The organism is Methylobacterium sp. UNC300MFChir4.1 (genome assembly GCF_900110155.1).
Lineage (GTDB): Bacteria > Pseudomonadota > Alphaproteobacteria > Rhizobiales > Beijerinckiaceae > Methylobacterium.
The window spans coordinates 158,855-176,200 of sequence record NZ_FOCS01000011.1 but is presented as its reverse complement, the minus strand read 5'-3'; the positions used below and the strand labels follow the sequence as shown (position 1 = coordinate 176,200).

Sequence of the window (17,346 nt, the reverse complement as noted above, 5' to 3'; positions counted from 1 at the left end):
CCGCTCCCGGCGGCCGCCCGCGCGTGGCGTTCGGGACGTGGATCACAGTATGGGCACGAGAACCCCGGTCGGGGTCGAACCGGCAGCACGGCCCGGGACTCCCCTGATCCCGCCGCGACCGACCCGCGTCGCCGCGGCCGAGACGCCGCGGGCCGCCATGGCGTCGCCGGTCGTGGTCGGCGCCACCATCATCGCCGCCCTGTATTTCGGCCGCGAGATCTTCATCCCGATCGCGATCGCGCTGCTGCTGTCGTTCGTGCTGACGCCGCTGGTGAACCGCCTGCGGCGGCTGCGGCTGCCGCGGCTGGTGGCGGTTGGCGTCAGCGTGCTCCTGACCGTGGGCATCGTCGCCTCCCTGGCGACCCTGATCGGCATCCAGGCGGCCGATCTCGCGGGGGACGTCCCGCGTTACCGGGCCACGATCGAGCGCAAGATCAACGGCCTGCGCGACTCGCCCGTGGGCCACGTCACGGAATACGTCGCCAATATCGGCCGGGCGCTCCACGGCGGCGCCAAGGAGGCCGGCAGCCCGGAGGCGCAGCCGGCCGCGCCACCGCCCTCAACGGCATCGTCGCCGTCAACGTCGACGCCGTCGGCGGCTCCCGAGCCGGCCCAGGCCGCGCCCAAGCCCGTCCTCGTCGAGGTCGCCACGACCCCGCCGGGCTCCCTGGAGATGCTCTCGACCGTGCTCACGCCGGTGATGCATCCCCTGGCCACGGTCGGCATCGTCTTCGTGGTGCTGCTGTTCGTGCTGATGCAGCGCGAGGACCTGCGCGACCGCATGATCCGGCTGGCCGGATCGAGCGACCTGCACCGGACCACCGTGGCCATCGACGACGCGGCCAAGCGCCTGAGCCGCTACTTCGTGGTCCAGCTCGCCCTCAACGCCGCCTTCGGCGTGGTCATCGGCATCGGCCTCTACCTCATCGGCGTGCCGAACCCGGTGCTCTGGGCGATCTTCGCGGCCCTGATGCGCTTCGTGCCGTATCTCGGAGCGGTCCTGTCGGCGATCCTCCCGATGGCGCTCGCCGCGGCGGTCGATCCCGGCTGGAACATGATGATCGCCGTGGCGATCCTGTTCGTCGTCCTGGAGCCGCTGACCGGCCAGGTTTTCGAGCCGATCTTCTACGGGCAATCCACCGGACTCTCGCCCTTCGCGGTCCTGGTCTCGGCCCTGTTCTGGACGTGGCTATGGGGGCCGGTCGGCCTGCTGCTCTCGACGCCCCTGACCGTCTGCCTCGTGGTGCTCGGACGCTACGTCGAGCACCTGGAGTTCCTGGACGTGCTGTTCGGCGACCGGCCGGCGCTGACGCCTGTCCAGAACTTCTACCAGCGCATCCTGGCGGGCGATTCCGAGGAGGTGCTGGGCCATGCCGAGCTGATCCTGCAGCAATGCTCGCTCTCATCCTACTACGACGACGTCGTGCTCAAGGCGCTGGAACTCGCCGCCCGCGACGCGGCCCGCGGGGTGCTGACCGCGCAGCAGAAGGGCGCGATGCGCGCCGCGCTCACCGAGCTGATCGCCGACCTCTCCGACCGCAGCGACGCCGTCGCGGGGGCGACGGGCGACGGCGAGGAGAGCGCCTGCAGCCCGCTCCCGATGGGGCCGCCCGCGGAGGCGCTGCCCGTCGCCTGGACGCGCGAGGGCGCGGTGCTGTGCGTGGCGGGGCGCGGCTTCCTGGACGAGGCCGCGGCCGCGATCCTCGCGCAGATCCTGGAGAAGCGCGGCCTCGGCGTCCGCACGGTCCCCTTCGCCGAGACGGCCTCCGTGCGGATCGGCCGGTTCGAGGCCGGGCCGGCGCGGATCGCCTGCGTGGTCTCCCTGGCGCTCGACGGCGAGCCGACGCACCTGCGCCGCCTGATCCGCCGGCTGCGCGGCCGGGTCCCGGGCGTGCCGATCCTGCTCGGCCTGTGGCTCGCCCAGGACAGCGGGGCGAACCGCCTCGCCGGCGGGCCGGGGGGCGCCGAGGCCGACGCGCAGGTGGGATCGCTGCGCGAGGCCGTCGAGGCTATTCTGGCGGCCGCGCAGGAGGACGCGACCTGCGCGACCGCGACGGACGCATCGACGGACGCATCGGCAGACACATCGGAGGGCACTTCGGACGCACGCGGCGAGGCGGCGCGTCTGCCCGCTCCGGCCGGGGCGTGAGTCGCGGATGCGCGGGGGCGGGGGCTTGACGGGCAGGGGCGCGCGCCGGTTTCGTCGGGACGGGCCGTTTGGCCGGGCGGCCTTCGGGCGCAACAGGGGACGGAACGGATGAGCGTCGTTGAACTCGGCCGGTTCATGGACGACCTCGCGGACGCGTCCGGGAAGGCGATCCTGCCGTTCTTCCGCGCCCAGTTCGGCCTGGACGACAAGGCCCGCGGCGGGGCGCCGTTCGATCCGGTCACCGAGGCCGACCGGGCCGCCGAGGTCGTCCTCCGGGCGATGATCGGCCAGACCTTCCCGGGCCACGGCATCCTCGGCGAGGAATTCGGCGCGGAGCGCACCGACGCCGAGTGCGTCTGGGTCCTCGACCCGATCGACGGCACCCGCGCCTTCATCGGCGGCCTGCCGACCTGGGGAACCCTGATCGGGCTGACCCGAAACGGCGTGCCGGTGCGGGGGATGATGCACCAGCCCTATCTCGCGGAGCGGTTCACCGGGGACGGGCGCAGCGCCAAGCTCCGCGCGCCGGCGGGCGAGCGGACCCTGCGCACCCGCCGCTGCGGTGACCTCGCCCAGGCGATTCTGGCGACCACGGATCCCCGGCTGTTCGCGGCCGGCGACGAGGCCGAGCGATTCCGGGCGCTGGAAGGCCAGGTGCGGATGTCCCGCTACGGCGCGGATTGCTACGCCTACTGCATGCTGGCGGCCGGCCAGATCGACCTCGTGGTCGAGGCCGGGCTCAAGCCCTACGACATCGTCGCGCTGATCCCGATCGTCGAGGGGGCGGGGGGGCGGGTCACCGCCTGGGACGGCGGCTCGGCCGCCGGCGGCGGCCGCGTGATCGCGGCCGGCGACCCGCGGCTGCACGAGGCCGCGCTCAAGGTTCTGAACCCGTGACGCGCGTCCGCATCGAGCCCGTCCGCCGCCGCGAAGGCCCGACCGCGTGCTGCTGAACGCGCTGATCCTGATCACGACCCTGGTGCCGCATGCCGAGGCCGGCGCGGACGCCCTCGCGCGCGCCCTTCCGCCCCCGGCGACCGTTTCCGCTCCGGCCGACAGCCCACCCCCGCGCTTCGACCCCGCGACCCGCTCCGTGTCCAACTGGCACGCCCAGACCGGCGCGCAGCTGACGCCGCGGGCGCTGGCGATCACCGCCTCGCTGGCCGACGATCCGCCCTACGTCGCCCGCTGCGTGCGGCTCAACAACGGCTGGTGCATCAAGTCCGCCCGCTGGTCCGGCGAGATCGGCGCCGACGGGGAGGGCCACACCGCCTTCGCCACCCTCGACGACGGCGCCGACGCCGCCGCGAGCCTGCTGCGGCGCTACTACCGCGACTACGGCCGTCGCACAGCGCTGGCCATCGTGCGCCGCTGGGCGCCGGCCGAGTGCCGCGTCGGTGCCGCGCCCGCGCGGCCGGGCCGGCCGGCGGCGGCGCCGGTCGTCTCGGCGGCCCTCGCGCCCCGCGGGCTCGGGCGGACCCTGCGGGCGCGCTACCTCGCCGCGCACCGCCCCGGCGGCGCGCCGCGGGGCCGGGCGGCCCTGCGGGTTCAGCCCTGGTCGCCGCTCGCCCGGATGGCCGGCCGCCCGACCCGACGCCCGGTCGCCATCCCGCGGGTGGCGATGCTCCAGCCGGTTCCCGACATCGCCGCGGGCATCTCCGCCTCCACCGGCCGCCCGGCCGGGAGCGTCGCCGACCCGTCGGCGCTGCTCGATCGGAAGCCAAGTCGCGTCCCGAGTGCCGACCGGATGGTCGCCGAATCCGCGCTGCTGCCGGCGATCGCGGCCGGCCTGCCGGTCCTCGACCTGCGCCTGCCGGCCCCGCTCTGCACCGGCGACGAGGTCCGGATCCAGGCCTACGCCAACCGCATCAGCGCCAGCGTCGGCCTGAAGCCCGGCGACGACCTCGACCTGTTCGGGCCGGACGGCGCGCCGCGCGCCAACCTGGCGCCCGTGATGCTAGCGATGTCGGCGGTGGAACTCGGCACGCTGCGGGCCGGCCCGGACCTCGTCGCCGGGGCGATCGCCCGGCTGAGGCCGCTCACGCCGCCCTAGGGGAGGCTTCCCGGGCGGCAAGCCTTGCGGTTCCGGCCCGCCCGCGCCACCTCTGCCCGGCCCGTTCCCCTCACCACGAGCTCGCCCGTGCCCCTGATCGACCTTGCCGCGCGCGCCGGCTCGGCCGTCAAAGCCTTCGCCGAAGCCTCGCACGACCTGCTGGTCCAGCCGACCCTGCGGCTGGGCGTGACCGGGCTCGCGCGCTCGGGCAAGACCGTGTTCACCACGGCGCTGATCCACCACCTCGTGGAGACCCACGCGCTGCCGGCCTTCGCGCCCGCGCAGGAGGGCCGCCTGCGCCGCGCCAAGCTGGTGCCGCAGCCCGACGACGACGTGCCGCGCTTCCCCTTCGAGGAGCATTTCGCGACGCTCACCGAGGCGCGGCGCTGGCCGCGCTCCACCGACCGGATCAGCCAGTTCCGCCTGGAGATCGCCTACGAGCGCGCCGCCGGCTGGCGCTCCGGCCCCGCGACCCTGATGCTCGACGTGGTCGACTACCCGGGCGAGTGGCTCCTCGACCTCGCGCTGATCGAGACCAGCTACACGGCGTGGTCCCGGGCCACGATCGGCGGCACCCGCCGGCCCGGCCGCGCCGCCGTGGCGGCGCCCTGGCTGGAGGCGCTCAAGGGCTTCGACCCGAACGGCCCCCTCGACGAGGTCGCGGCCGAGCGGGCGAGCGACGCCTTCAAGACCTACCTCGCGGGCCTGCGCGCCGGCCCCGAAGCCGTGGCGACGACGCCACCGGGCCGGTTCCTGATGCCGGGCGACCTCGCGGGCTCGCCGGCGCTCACCTTCGCGCCGCTCGACCGGCTTACCGAGACGATCGCCCCCGACAGCCTCGCCGGGCTGATGGAGCGGCGCTTCGAGGCCTACAAGTCCAAGGTCGTGACGCCGTTCTTCCGCGACCATTTCCAGCGGGTCGACCGGCAGATCGTGCTGGTGGACGTCCTGTCGGCGGTCGATGCCGGGCCGACCGCCCTGGCTGAGCTGGAGGAGGCGCTAAACGCGGTGCTGCTCAGCCTCAACATCGGCCGCAACACGGTGCTGTCGCGGCTGTTCGCGCCACGGGCCGACCGCGTGCTGTTCGCCGCCACCAAGGCCGACCATCTCCACCAGACGAGCCACGACCGGCTCGACGCGCTGCTGCGGCTGCTCGTGTCGCGGGCCATGCGGCGGACCGAGGCCGCGGGCGCCCGGGTGGGCACCGTGGCGCTGGCCTCCGTGCGCGCCACCCGCGAGACCACCGTCCACGACGGGTCGGAGACGCTGCGGGCGGTGGCCGGCACCCCGGAGGCCGGCGAGGTGGTGGGCGACGAGGTCTTCGACGGCAACAGCGAGGCCGCGATCTTCCCGGGCGAGCTGCCGGCCCGCGCCGAGGCGGTGCTGGAGGGCGCGGTCGAGCCGGGCTCGCTGCGCTTCCCGCGCTTCCGGCCGCCGCTGGTGCGCCCGGACGGGCTCGGCCGCGCGGGGCACCTGCCGCAGATCCGGCTCGACCGGGCGATGCAGTTCCTGATCGGCGACCGGCTGGCGTGACGATGTGTGCGATGCGGAGCCCGCGACCATGACCTCCGGCCAGAAACCCCGCGCCTTCCGGATCAGCCCCGAACCGGTCGGCGAGCCGAGCGTGACCACGACGCCGCTCGGGCCCCGGCCGCCGCAGGCCAGGATCGTCGAGGAACCCTTCGAGATCCTCGACGCCGCCGACGGCGTCGCCGTGCCGGTGGCGCCGCGCTCGCGCTCGCCCTGGGGCGCCCTGTTCTTCTCGGCGGTGGGCGGCCTCGTCTCCCTGGGCGTCGGCCTGTCGGTCGAGCGGATGATCAGTGACCTGTTCCAGGCCGCCCCCTGGCTCGGCTGGGTCGCCCTCGCGCTGCTGGGCCTCGCCGCGCTGGCGCTGCTGGCGATCGTGGTGCGGGAGCTCGCCGGCCTTCGGCGCGAGCGCAAGATCGAGCGGCTCCGCCAGTCGGCGCTGGACGCCCTCGCCACCCGCGACCACACCGGCGCGCAGGCGGTGGTGCAGGCGCTCTCGACCTTCTACGCGGACCGCGACGCCCTGTCGGCGGGCCGCGCCCGGATCGACGCCGCCGCCGACGCGATCCTCGACGTCGACGACCGGATCGGACTGGCCGAGCACGAACTGCTCGCCGGCCTCGACCGGCAGGCGCGCAACGCCATCGCGACGACGGCCAAGCAGGTCTCGGCGGTGACGGCGCTCAGCCCGCGGGCGATCGTCGACGTGGCGTTCGTCGTGTTCGCGGCGGTGCGGCTGCTGCGCCGGATCGCGGCGATCTACGGCGGCCGGCCGGGCTTCCTGGGCTTCCTGCGACTGGGGCGCGCGGCGCTCGCGCATCTCACGGTCACCGGCGGCATGGCGGTGGGCGAGAGCGTGATGCAGCAGGTTCTGGGGCTCGGGATCGCCGCCCGGGTCTCCGCCAAGCTGGGGGAGGGCGTGCTCAACGGGCTGATGACCGCCCGGTTCGGGCTCGCGGCGCTCAACGTCTGCCGGCCGCTGCCGTTCGTGCGGGAAGCCCCGCCGCGGCTCGCCGACGTCGCCGGCGAGCTGCTGCGCTCGGCCGAGGCCGAGCCGAAGTAGGGGCGGGGCTACTTGGCGCCCGCGGCGGCGCGGCGGTTGGCGATGCGCGAGAACATGTTGCCGGTGTAGTCGGCGGTCTTCGGCTTCTCGGGCTCGCCGAGCTTGGCCTCGAAGGCCTCGATCCGCTTAAGCAGCGTCACGTCGTTGAACAGCGAGCTGTTGAAGTTGCTCTGGGCCCGGGGGCCGAGGGCGGTCTGCACCGCTTCGAGTCGTTCCAGAAGCTCTTTGCGCGTCACGGTGCTCTCCAGGGGCGGCTTCGGGACGAAGGACCGCCCGTGCCGCCACTGAAGAGGGCGGTGGTAAACAGCGCGTTAATGCGACCCGCGCCGGTCCCATCCCGCCGAGCCACGGGGACGCCGATCGTCCGCGCGCCGCAGGGCTCGCAGGCTCAGAGCCCCTTCAGGAACCCGGCGAGCCGCATCAGCCCCTCGGGCCAGGGACCGTGCCCGCTTGCCACGTTGAGGTGGCCGGATTCGCCCGCGTCGACCGTGAGCGCCCCCCAGGCATGGGCGAAGTCGTCCGCCCGCTCGTAGCGGCAGTACGGGTCGGTACGGCTGGCCACCAGCAGGGACGGGAAGGGCAGGGGATCGCGCGGCACCGGCGCGAAGGCCCGGACCGCGTCGGGCAGGCCCGGCGCCTCCTCGACGTCCGGGAGCGCCACCAGGAGGGCGCCGCGCACCACCCCCTCGGGGAAGCGCGGCACCGCCTCGACGCACGCCACCACGCCGAGGCTGTGGGCGATCAGGATGACCGGCCGCGTCGCCGCCGCGACCGCCTCGGCGATGCGGCCGCACCACGCCTCCGGGGTCGGTTCGTGCCACTGGTCCTGCTCGACCACGCGCGCGGTAGCGAGGCGGCCCGCCCAGCGGGCCTGCCAATGGTCCTCCTCGGAGCCCCCGAGCCCCGGGACGATGAGGATGTCGCAGTCGGCGGTCTTCATACCGGGATGCCTAGTGCGGACCGACGGACGCGTCGAGACCGTCCCGTCATTCGGCAGCGATCGGCGCCGCTCCCTCGAGGGCCAGGATGTGTCGGGCGATCTGCACGGAGGCGCGGTTCTTCGCCTTGGCCTCGATCTCGAAATCCGCCCAGGCGAGGTGCCGGGCGACGAGGTCGTTCACCGCCCGGTTCCACATCATGTCGGAATGGGCCGCGAGGTCCCGGACCGCGTGGCCGGCCGCGCGCAGGGCCGGGAAGTCGGGCAGGGCGTCCGGATCGCAGGCGGCGGAGACCGCCTCGCGCGACACGCTGATATGGGCCACGGGCCGGACGCCGCGCCAGGATTCCTGCACCCGGGCGATCCGGGCATCGTCCGGCTCGAGATACTCCCCGCCGCTCTCGACCCAGTGGTGGTGCAGGTCGAGCACCACGGGCACGAGGTCGGCGAGCCGCAGCACCGCGTCGAGGCCGAACACGTTCTCGTCGTTCTCGACCGTCACGAGGTCGCGCGCCACCCGGCTCGCCCGGGGCAGGGTCTCGCGGAAGCCCTCGACCCCCGGGTCGCCCGCGCCGACATGGATGTTGATGTGGGCGCCGTGCGGGTGCCAGCCGCCGCCGTAGCCCATCCGATCGAAGATCTCGGCGTGGTAGTCGAGCTCGGACAGGCCGTTGGCGATCGCCGCCGGGTTGCGGCTCGCCAGCAGGCAGAACGGTCCCGGGTGGAAGCTCAGGCGCACCCCGAGCCGGCGGGCCAGCGCGCCGGCCTCGGCGAGGCCGCGCTCGACCAGCGCCGCCATCTCGGGCTCGGCGTAGAGCGGCTGCGCGATCGGGTGGGTGTAGCCCGGAAGGACGTTGCTCGCCATGCGCAGGAGACGCTCCAGCGGCGGCCGGGCCCCGACCCAGGCGATCTGGCGGGCGAGGGCGTCGAGGTTGTGGGCGACGAGCCCGGTGAGCTTCACACGCCGAGCGGCCGGATCCAGCTTCGTGAGATGGGCCATGGTCACGCTGGTGAGGTTCATGTGCAGCGTGGCCTCCCGCTCCGCCTTGAGGGTGGCGTGGGTGCCGGGCGGCTCGTCCAGGACGAACTTGCAGCAGAATCCGAGTCGAGGCTGATCGCGCATAACGAGCACAACGCGCGGAGGGCCGCGGCGTCCCCGCGCGACGCGCGGAACGGCCGCGGCACGACGACGTTGGGAGTCCCGAGCGCGGCAGTTCCGCGCACTGGCCCCGATCCATGCCCCCGTCACCGTCGCGTTCGACCGGCCCCTCGGAGGGCGGCTCGATCCTCTGGATCCTGATGCTCGGTTCGGCACTGGTCGCCCTCGCGGCGGCGCCGGCGCGGCGCCGCGTGCCGGCGGCTCTCCCCGCCGACGCGCCGCCGCTCGACCGCGATCCGTCCTGCGACGATCGGGGCCTGCGGAAGGGCGTCGCCGCGGGGGCGCGCTCGATCTCGGGGCGCGCCGCGCAGCTCACCGCCGCGACCCAGCCGGAGCGCGGCCGCGCCGCCGACAGCCCCGTCGAGATGACGCGGTCCGGCTGGAAGGACATCGTCGTCCGGGTCTACCTGGAGTTCAACAAGGACCGGGTCCTGGCGGTCGCCGCCGGGGTGACCTTCTACACGCTGCTGTCGCTGTTCCCCGCCATCGCCGCGCTGGTCTCCTGCTACGGCCTCTTCGCCGACGTGACCGTCATCAACGATCACCTCGCCCAGCTGCACGCGGTCCTGCCGTCCGGCGCGGTCGAGCTCATCGGCGACCAGGTCAAGCGCATCGCCGCCAAGGGCAGCGGCTCCCTCAGCATCACGTTCTTCTCCAGCCTGCTCCTGTCGATCTGGAGCGCCAACGCGGCCATGAAGGCGATGTTCGACGCGCTGAACGTCGTCTACGAGGAGGAGGAGAAGCGAAACTTCTTCTGGCTCAACCTCCGCTCGCTCACTTTCACGGTCGGCGCCCTGCTGTTCATCATCGTCGCGCTCAACGTCATCGTCGTCGTGCCGGTGATGCTGAACTTCCTGGGCCTCGGCTCGACCGCGTGGCTGCTCGCGGCCCTGCGCTGGCCGGCGATCCTGATCGTCCTGCTCGGCGGCCTGTCGGTGCTCTACCGGTTCGGGCCGAGCCGGGAGCACGCCCGCTGGCGCTGGGTCGGGTTCGGCAGCGTCGTCGCGGGCCTGCTCTGGCTCGCCGCGTCGCTCCTGTTCTCTTGGTACGTCGCCAATTTCGGCACCTACAACGAGACCTACGGGTCGCTCGGCGCCGTGATCGGCTTCATGACGTGGATCTGGATCTCCTCGACGATCGTGCTGCTCGGAGGCGAGATCAACGCGGAGCTGGAGCACCAGACCGCCCGCGACACCACCACGGGCGCGCCGCTGCCGATGGGCGCGCGCCGGGCGCGGATGGCCGACACCGTCGGCGCCGCCGCCTGAACGCCGCGTCTCCGATCCCGGAGACGCCCTGCGGCATCCTCCGGGACTGCCGGATAGGGCGCGCGATCCCTATATAGCGTGGCGAGAAGGGAGATCGCCATGGCCGACACGCCGACCACCAGCCCGGAGACCCGCAGCGATTCCGAGTGGCGCTCGGCGCTGACACCGGAGCAGTACCGGGTCCTGCGCGAGCACGGCACGGAGCGGGCCGGCACGAGCTGTCTGCTCGCCGAGAAGCGGGCCGGGACCTTCACCTGCGCCGGCTGCGGTCAGCCGCTGTTCGAGCAGGGCACCAAGTTCGAGTCCGGAACGGGCTGGCCGAGCTTCTTCGAGCCCCTCGACGGCGCCGTCGAGACCACGGTGGACCGCAGCCACTGGATGGTCCGCACCGAAGTGCACTGCGCCCGCTGCAAGGGCCATCTGGGCCACGTCTTCGACGACGGCCCGGCGCCGACCGGCCTGCGCTACTGCATGAACGGCGCGGCGATGAATTTCGAGCCGGCTGAATGAATCGCGGGGCCCGCTAACCTGGGTTCGGAAACGCGGCGCGAAAGCCGGGATATCGGGGACAGGGACCGCCGGGGCCGGATCCTCGGCCGGATCCGGTCTTGATTTCGTCGCGTTTTTGCTTAGCGCTCTATAGTCTCAGGATGTCGCTGTCCGGTGATTGGCGACGGAAGTGGTCAGGCTCTGGCGAATACGGCGTGGCAGTCAGCTTATACGCCGTGCGGGCCGGCTCCACGTGCCCCCTTCCGTGCGACCCGGCGGCGCTGAGGGCTGTCCGCCGGATCGGCGCGCCGCCGACCAAGCGGGAGGGGTTTTGAGTTCATGAGCACCGTTCGCCGATTTCTGGTCGCACCATCCCTGGTCCGCCTGATCCGCAAGGAGCGGGGTGGCGCCCGCATCACCGAGGGTCACTTCGCGCCCCAGGGCGGCCGGGCCTCCTACGTGCGCGTCGACGGCCAGGTCTGCCAGCTGGTCCTGGTGAACAAGGGGCCGGACGGCGTCCCGGTCGAGGAGCGCACCGACGTCCCGCGCGCCCACGGCGACGCCCTGCTGGACGTGTGCCCCGGCAAGGCCGCCTACGACCGCACCACGCTGAATGCCGGCGGGCGCGAGATCGCCATCGACCGCTACGTCACCCCCGGCAGCCTGGACCTGATCAGCGTCACCTTCGACGATGACGGCGAGGCCGCCGGCTTCCACGCCCCGAGCTGGTTCGGCCGCGAGGTCAGCAGCGAGCCGGACTTCGAGCGGGCGGCCCTGGCCATCCAGGGCGTGCCGGCGGCCGAGGAGGTGGCGCTGAGCAACGCCGCGCTGGACGCGGTGCTGGACCTGATCGAGCCGCGCTTCGGCTTCGGCCGTTACGGTAGCAGCAGCAGCAGTCGGAGCACCGAGTCCGACGAGGGTGCGATGCGCCGGGCCGCGGCTCCCGCGGCGCTGGCCGCCGCCGCGCCGGTCGTCGCCGCCCCGCCGCCGGCTCCCGAGCCCGCCGCGGCCGCCCCGCGCCCGCCCGAGCCGGCCCCGGAGCATCACCCCGAGCCCGAGCCGCAGCCGGAGCCCGCGCCGGAAGCGGCCGCACACGCCGCGCCGGCCGCCGAGACGCCCGCCCCGCAATCCGGCAGCGGCGACGCCCTGCACGGGGATGCCCGCATCGACGACGTCATCGAGAGCCTGTCGCAGGCCCTCGGCGCGGCGATCCACCAGCAGCCCGATCCCGCCGCCGAGAACAAGGACGGGAAGAGCGAGGATCCCGCCTCGATGTTCGAGCGCTGGACCGTCCGCCCCCGCCGGACCCAGCAGCAGACCTGACCCGCGTCGCAACGACGCGAGGCACGACCGGGCCGCAGCGCAGATCGCGCTGCGGCCCGTCTGTTTTCGCGGGTCCGCGGCTCTCGGATACGAGAGATCTTCGTCCGGGAATGACAGGTTTTTGTCACGGATGGTTCCGGGCGGATAAGCGTGCAGCCGTTGAGGCGCCGGGTGATAGTCGCTAGCGTGCCGGCAAATCGGGAGGGTGCGCGGTCGTCGCACGGGATGGACATGGCACAGGCAATCCAGGCGACGGCTCCCGCCGCAGCGCCCCGCGAGCCCTGGTACAAGGTGCTCTACATCCAGGTGCTGATCGCCATCGCGCTCGGCGTGCTGCTCGGCTGGTACGACCCGGCCACCGGCAAGTCGATGAAGTGGCTCGGCGACGCCTTCATCGGCCTGATCAAGATGATGATCGCGCCGATCATCTTCTGCACGATCGTCCACGGCATCGCGTCGATCGGCGACCTGAAGAAGGTCGGCCGCGTCGGCCTGAAGGCGCTGGTCTACTTCGAGGTGGTGTCCACCATCGCGCTGCTGATCGGCGTCATCGTCGGCGAGGTGATCCGGCCCGGCGCCGGCTTCAACGCCGATCCGTCGAAGCTCGACGCCAGCAAGGTCGCGACCTACGCCAGCAAGGCGGCCGCCGATTCCACCGTCGCCCACATCCTGGCGATCATCCCGAAGAGCTTCCTCGACCCCTTCGCCACCGGCGACCTGCTGCAGGTGCTGCTGATCTCGATCCTCACCGGCGTCGTGGTGACGAATCTCGGCGAGCGCGCGGCCTCGGTGAACCACGCGATCGACACCGCCGGCCAGATCTTCTTCCGGATCATCGGCATCGTCGTGAAGCTCGCCCCCGTCGGCGCCTTCGGCGCCATGGCGTTCACGATCGGCGAGTACGGCATCCAGAAGGTCTACGACCTCGCGTGGCTGGTCGGCACCTTCTACATCACGGCGATCCTGTTCGTGCTCGTGGTGCTCGGGACGATCGCCCGGGTCGCGGGCTTCTCGATCCTGCGCTTCCTCGCCTACATCAAGGACGAGCTGCTGATCGTGGTCGGCACGTCGTCCTCCGAGACGGTGCTGCCGCAGCTCATGACCAAGATGCGCCGCCTCGGCGCCTCGGACTCGGTCGTCGGCCTCGTGGTCCCGACCGGCTACTCGTTCAACCTCGACGGCACCAACATCTACATGACGCTGGCGACGCTGTTCCTGGCGCAGGCCGTGGGCGTGGACCTGTCGATCAGCCAGTACGCGACCATCATCCTGGTGGCGATGCTGACCTCGAAGGGCGCCTCGGGCGTCACGGGTGCCGGCTTCATCACCCTGGCGGCGACGCTCTCGGCGATCCCCAACAGCCCGGTGCCGGTCGCCGCCATGACCCTGGTCCTCGGCATCGACAAGTTCATGTCCGAGTGCCGCGCGCTCACCAACCTCGTGGGCAACGGCGTCGCCTGCGTGGTGGTCAGCCGCTGGGAAGGCGAGCTCGACGTCGCCAAGCTCAACGAGGTGATGGCCCACCCGGTCGCCATCGGCACCCACATCGCCGACGAGTCGCCCCAGCCGATGGGCACCGACAGCAAGGTCGCCGCCGCCGAGTGATGGGATCGCCCGCGGCGGAGAACGCGGGTCGCCCGCGCCTCGGCATCGATCTCGGCGGCACCAAGATCGCCGGGATCGTGCTCGGCCGGGACGGGTCGACCCTGGCCGAGGCGCGGATGCCCGCCCCGCGGGGCGCCTACCGGGCCACCGTCGAGGCCGTGGCCGACCTCGTCCTGCGTCTCGAGGCCGAGGCCGGCGCGCCCTGCAGCGTCGGCATCGGCATGCCCGGGAGCCTGTCCCCGGCGACGGGCCTCGTGCGCAACGCCAACTCGCACTGGCTCAACGGACACCCGTTCGCGGCCGATCTCGGCGCGCGCCTGGAACGCCCGCTCCGGATCGAGAACGACGCCAACTGCCTGGCGGTGTCGGAGGCGATCGACGGCGCCGGCGCCGGGGCCCGCGTGGTCTGGGCGGTGATCCTGGGCACCGGTGTCGGGTCCGGCATCGCCCTCGACGGTCGGGTGCTCACGGGCCGCAACGGCATCGCGGGCGAGTGGGGCCACGGCCCCCTGCCGGCGCCCCGCGACGACGAGCGGCCGGGCGCCGCCTGCTATTGCGGCCGCCGGGGCTGCGTCGAGACCTGGCTGTCTGGTCCCGGGCTGGCCGCCGACCACGCGCGGCGGCACGGCGGCAACCTCACCGCCGAGGCGGTCGTCGCCGAGGCCCGGGCCGGGAGTTCGGCCGCGCGGGAGACGCTCGCCGTCCACCTCGAGCGGCTCGGGCGCGCGGCCGCCCAGGTGGTGAACCTCCTCGACCCGGACGTGATCGTGATCGGCGGCGGCCTGTCGCGCATCCCGGAGCTGATCGCGGGCCTGCCGGCGGCGATCGCCCCCCACGTCTTCTCCGACGCCTTCGACACGCCCGTGCGGGCGAGCCTGCACGGCGACGCCTCGGGGGTGCGCGGGGCGGCGTGGCTGTGGGAGGCGGAGACCGTCTGAGACCCGTCCGCGGCCCGGCCTTGGTCGATCGAACTGCCGAGCTCACAGAGACGTCGGTTGCGGGACCGGAGGGCGCAGGGCAGGACGGCAGCACCGCATCGCCGAAGTCCCGATGATCGTCCGCACCCGGCCCAACCTGCTGACCCTGCTGTTCACCCTGCGCGGCTCGATCGTGCCGCGGGTGGCGCCCAAGCTCGCGGGGATCGTCGCGGTCTCGTGCGCGGTGGTGTGGGCGGAATCGCGGTGGCCCGCGCTGTTCCCGGTCAGCGCGGGGGTGACGCCGTTCACCGTGGTCGGCCTCGCCCTCTCGATCTTCCTGAGCTTTCGCAACAACGCCTGCTACGAGCGCTGGTGGGAGGCCCGGAAGCACTGGGGCAACCTGATCGGCGAGGTGCGCAACCTCGCCCGCGCCCTCCCGGCCCTGCTGCCCGAGCGGGAGGCCGCGCTCCAGCTCCGGCGCCTGTCGGCCTTCGCGCACGGCCTCCACGCCCGGCTGCGCGACCTGGACGAGGCCGCCGCCGTCGACCGGACGAGCCCCGGATCGGACCTGTCCGGCCCGAACCCCACCGACTCGGTCCTGGCCGCCATCACCCGAGACCTCGCCGCGCTGACGCGCGCGGGCCGGCTCAGCGACATCCAGTTCGGCCTCCTCGAGGCCCGGATCGAGGCGCTGTCGGGCGTGCACACCGCCTGCGAGCGGCTCGCCAACACGCCGCTGCCCTTCGCCTACACGTTGCTCGTGTACCGGACGGCGTGGCTCTACTGCCTGCTCCTGCCGGTGGGCCTCACCGGCTCGCTCGGCTGGGCGACCCCGGTCGTGGTGGCGCTCGTGGCCTACACGTTCTTCGGCCTGGACGCCCTCGGGGACGAGCTCGAGGAGCCGTTCGGCACCGAGCCCAACGACCTGCCCCTCGACGCCATGGTCCGCGCCGTGGACCGCATCGTCCACCACGCCCTCGGCGAGCCGATGCCCCAGGCGCTGGCGCCCGACGGGTACTGGCTGCGCTAGCGCCTACCCGTTCCAGGCGCGCAGCACCGGCTCGGTGCGGTCGTGCTCGTAGCCGAGCACCGAGACGCTCGCGGTGCCGAGGACGAGGAGCGCGCCGCACCGCGGCTCCAGGCCGATCCAGCGCGCGGCCAGCACCCGCAGAAAATGTGCGCTGGAGAAGACGATGAGGTCGGCGTCGCGGGCGCGGGCCCGGGCGATGACCCGGTCCGCCCGGGCACCGACATCCGCCGCCGTCTCGCCGCCGGGGCAGCCGTCGCGGAACAGCCGCCAGTCCGGCCGCTCGGCCAGGATCGCCTTCGTGGTCCGGCCCTCGTAGGCGCCGTAATCCCACTCCGCGAGATCCGGGTCGGTCGCGCGGCGGTCGCCGAAGCCCGCCAGCGCGCAGGTCGTGGCCGCCCGGCCCGACGGGCTCGACCACACCTCCGCGTAGGCGCGGCGCGCCAGGCGCGGTGCGAGGGCGCGCGCCGCGTCCTCACCCTCCGGCGTCAGGGGGATGTCGCTGCGCCCGGTATGCTGACCGGACCGGCTCCAGGCGGTCTCGCCGTGGCGGACCAGCGTGATCTGCGGGAACGGGCTCTCGGCCATGCGTGCCTCCCCGGGCACGCGGTCCGCGGCCCTGTCATCGATCCAGTCATCGACCCTGCCATCAACGCCGCCGCCGCGCTTCGGTCTCATCGGTTCGGCAATGCCGTCGGGAGCCGTCACGCGCCGTCTTGGACCCGATCAAGATCGTGCTTGCGCCCGCGGGAAAACGGACATAAACATATCTTTATGTCTATCGAACGCAGGCAAGAAGCGGGGTCGATCCCCTTTCCGGAAGCCCTGGGCGTCCTGCGTGCCGCCGCGGAGGAGACGCGCCTGCGCATCCTGGCGCTGCTCGTCGAGGGGGAACTGTCGGTGTCCGACCTCACCGACATCCTGGGTCAGTCGCAGCCGCGGATCTCCCGCCACCTCAAGCTCTTGGTGGAGGCCGGGCTGGTCGAGCGCCACCGCGAGGGGGCCTGGGCGTTCTTCCGGCTGTCCGACGCCCGTGCCGGCCTGGCGGACCCGCTCCTGTCCGGTCTCGACCGGACCGCGCCGCCCCTGTCGGAGGACCGCGCGCGCCTCGACGCCGTCCGGGCGCAGCGGGCGGATGCCGCCACGACCTTCTTCGCCCGGCTGGCCCCCAAATGGGACGAGCTGCGCTCCCTGCACGTGCCCGAGGCGATCGTGGAGGCCGCGGTGCTCGACGCCCTGGGCGACCGCCCGATCGGCAGCCTGATCGATCTCGGCACCGGCACCGGCCGGATGCTCGGCCTGCTGGCGCCCCGGGCCGGCCGCGCCACCGGGCTCGATTCGAGCCATGCCATGCTGTCCGTCGCCCGGGCCAACCTGGAGCGCCAGGGCTTGGCAAGGGTGGACCTGCGGCAGGGCGACATCCACGCGCCGCCCTTCGCGCGGGCGAGCTTCGACCTCGTCGTGGTCCATCAGGTGCTGCACTATCTCGACGACCCGGCCCGGGCGCTCCGCGGGGCCGCGCGGCTCGTGGCGCCGGGCGGCCGCCTGCTGGTGGTGGACTTCGCGCCGCACGAGCTGGAATTCCTCCGCACCGGGCAGGCCCATCGGCGCCTCGGCTTCTCCGCCGAACAGGTCTCCGGCTGGCTCGCCGAGGCCGGCCTCGCGACGGTCGCCACCCGCGATCTGACGCCGCGCGAGTCGGGCCAGCTCACCGTCACCCTCTGGCTGGCCCAGGACGGACTGGCTCAGGACGGGTTGGCCGATACCGACACAGAACAGCCTCAGCGCGCCGTCGCCTGAGACACTGACCTCCGCAGACTTCGTCTGAA

The 17,346-nt window shown here is 73.3% G+C and carries 16 protein-coding genes; 12 read left to right on the top strand and 4 right to left on the bottom strand.

What is annotated here, in order from left to right:
• Positions 1–49: 49 nt before the first annotated feature.
• The 5 genes from BMY19_RS16670 (at position 50) to BMY19_RS16650 (ending at position 6,792) form a co-directional block, all read left to right on the top strand.
• Positions 50–2,149 carry an AI-2E family transporter gene (locus BMY19_RS16670; RefSeq protein WP_100252340.1) on the top strand — a complete coding sequence of 700 codons (2,100 nt, stop codon included), beginning with the start codon at positions 50–52 and terminating at the stop codon, positions 2,147–2,149.
• Positions 2,150–2,257: 108 nt separating this feature from the next.
• Positions 2,258–3,046: a histidinol-phosphatase gene (gene hisN / locus BMY19_RS16665; protein WP_012319114.1), complete on the top strand. Its 789-nt coding sequence runs from the start codon at positions 2,258–2,260 to the stop codon at positions 3,044–3,046.
• A 46-nt stretch (positions 3,047–3,092) separates the two neighbouring features.
• On the top strand, positions 3,093–4,202 hold the full coding sequence (locus BMY19_RS16660; RefSeq protein WP_100252339.1) for a hypothetical protein: 1,110 nt from the start codon (positions 3,093–3,095) through the stop codon (positions 4,200–4,202).
• Between the two features lie 87 nt (positions 4,203–4,289).
• Positions 4,290–5,735 carry a YcjX family GTP-binding protein gene (locus tag BMY19_RS16655; RefSeq protein WP_100252338.1) on the top strand — a complete coding sequence of 482 codons (1,446 nt, stop codon included), beginning with the start codon at positions 4,290–4,292 and terminating at the stop codon, positions 5,733–5,735.
• Positions 5,736–5,763: 28 nt separating this feature from the next.
• On the top strand, positions 5,764–6,792 hold the full coding sequence (locus BMY19_RS16650; RefSeq protein ID WP_100252337.1) for a YcjF family protein: 1,029 nt from the start codon (positions 5,764–5,766) through the stop codon (positions 6,790–6,792).
• 8 nt (positions 6,793–6,800) lie between these two features.
• Here the strand turns inward: BMY19_RS16650 and BMY19_RS16645 are convergent, their stop codons facing one another.
• From BMY19_RS16645 to BMY19_RS16635, 3 genes are all read right to left on the bottom strand, one after another.
• Complete coding sequence (locus tag BMY19_RS16645; protein ID WP_012319110.1) at positions 6,801–7,028, bottom strand: hypothetical protein; 228 nt, start codon at positions 7,026–7,028, stop codon at positions 6,801–6,803.
• A gap of 152 nt (positions 7,029–7,180) precedes the next feature.
• Positions 7,181–7,732, bottom strand: a complete 552-nt coding sequence (locus BMY19_RS16640) for an RBBP9/YdeN family alpha/beta hydrolase (RefSeq protein WP_100252336.1) — start codon at positions 7,730–7,732, stop codon at positions 7,181–7,183.
• A gap of 46 nt (positions 7,733–7,778) precedes the next feature.
• Positions 7,779–8,852, bottom strand: coding sequence for an apurinic/apyrimidinic endonuclease family protein (locus BMY19_RS16635; RefSeq protein ID WP_100252335.1), 1,074 nt, complete (start codon positions 8,850–8,852; stop codon positions 7,779–7,781).
• Positions 8,853–8,965: 113 nt separating this feature from the next.
• Here BMY19_RS16635 and BMY19_RS16630 point away from each other — a divergent pair, with 113 nt between their 5' ends.
• The 6 genes from BMY19_RS16630 to BMY19_RS16605 all read left to right on the top strand — a co-directional run bounded on the left by BMY19_RS16630 (position 8,966) and on the right by BMY19_RS16605 (position 15,520).
• On the top strand, positions 8,966–10,156 hold the full coding sequence (locus BMY19_RS16630) for a YihY/virulence factor BrkB family protein (RefSeq protein WP_020095376.1): 1,191 nt from the start codon (positions 8,966–8,968) through the stop codon (positions 10,154–10,156).
• A 99-nt stretch (positions 10,157–10,255) separates the two neighbouring features.
• Positions 10,256–10,666: a peptide-methionine (R)-S-oxide reductase MsrB gene (gene msrB / locus BMY19_RS16625; RefSeq protein ID WP_091927530.1), complete on the top strand. Its 411-nt coding sequence runs from the start codon at positions 10,256–10,258 to the stop codon at positions 10,664–10,666.
• Between the two features lie 318 nt (positions 10,667–10,984).
• Entirely contained in the window at positions 10,985–11,968 is a 984-nt protein-coding gene (locus tag BMY19_RS16620; protein ID WP_100252334.1) for a hypothetical protein, read from the top strand.
• 231 nt (positions 11,969–12,199) lie between these two features.
• Positions 12,200–13,573, top strand: a complete 1,374-nt coding sequence (locus BMY19_RS16615) for a dicarboxylate/amino acid:cation symporter (RefSeq protein ID WP_026605282.1) — start codon at positions 12,200–12,202, stop codon at positions 13,571–13,573.
• A complete protein-coding gene (locus BMY19_RS16610; RefSeq protein WP_100252333.1) occupies positions 13,573–14,511 on the top strand; it encodes an ROK family protein in 939 nt (312 codons plus the stop codon). The genes BMY19_RS16615 and BMY19_RS16610 overlap by 1 nt, the downstream gene beginning before the upstream one ends.
• A gap of 112 nt (positions 14,512–14,623) precedes the next feature.
• Positions 14,624–15,520 (top strand): bestrophin family protein, encoded by an 897-nt coding sequence (locus BMY19_RS16605; protein ID WP_100252332.1) that lies wholly within the window; start codon positions 14,624–14,626, stop codon positions 15,518–15,520.
• Positions 15,521–15,523: 3 nt separating this feature from the next.
• Here the strand turns inward: BMY19_RS16605 and BMY19_RS16600 are convergent, their stop codons facing one another.
• A complete protein-coding gene (locus BMY19_RS16600) occupies positions 15,524–16,105 on the bottom strand; it encodes a histidine phosphatase family protein (protein ID WP_091927526.1) in 582 nt (193 codons plus the stop codon).
• A gap of 186 nt (positions 16,106–16,291) precedes the next feature.
• On the opposite strand from BMY19_RS16600, the gene BMY19_RS16595 reads away from it, so the two are divergent.
• Positions 16,292–17,317, top strand: a complete 1,026-nt coding sequence (locus BMY19_RS16595; RefSeq protein WP_020095369.1) for an ArsR/SmtB family transcription factor — start codon at positions 16,292–16,294, stop codon at positions 17,315–17,317.
• Positions 17,318–17,346: the final 29 nt, after the last annotated feature.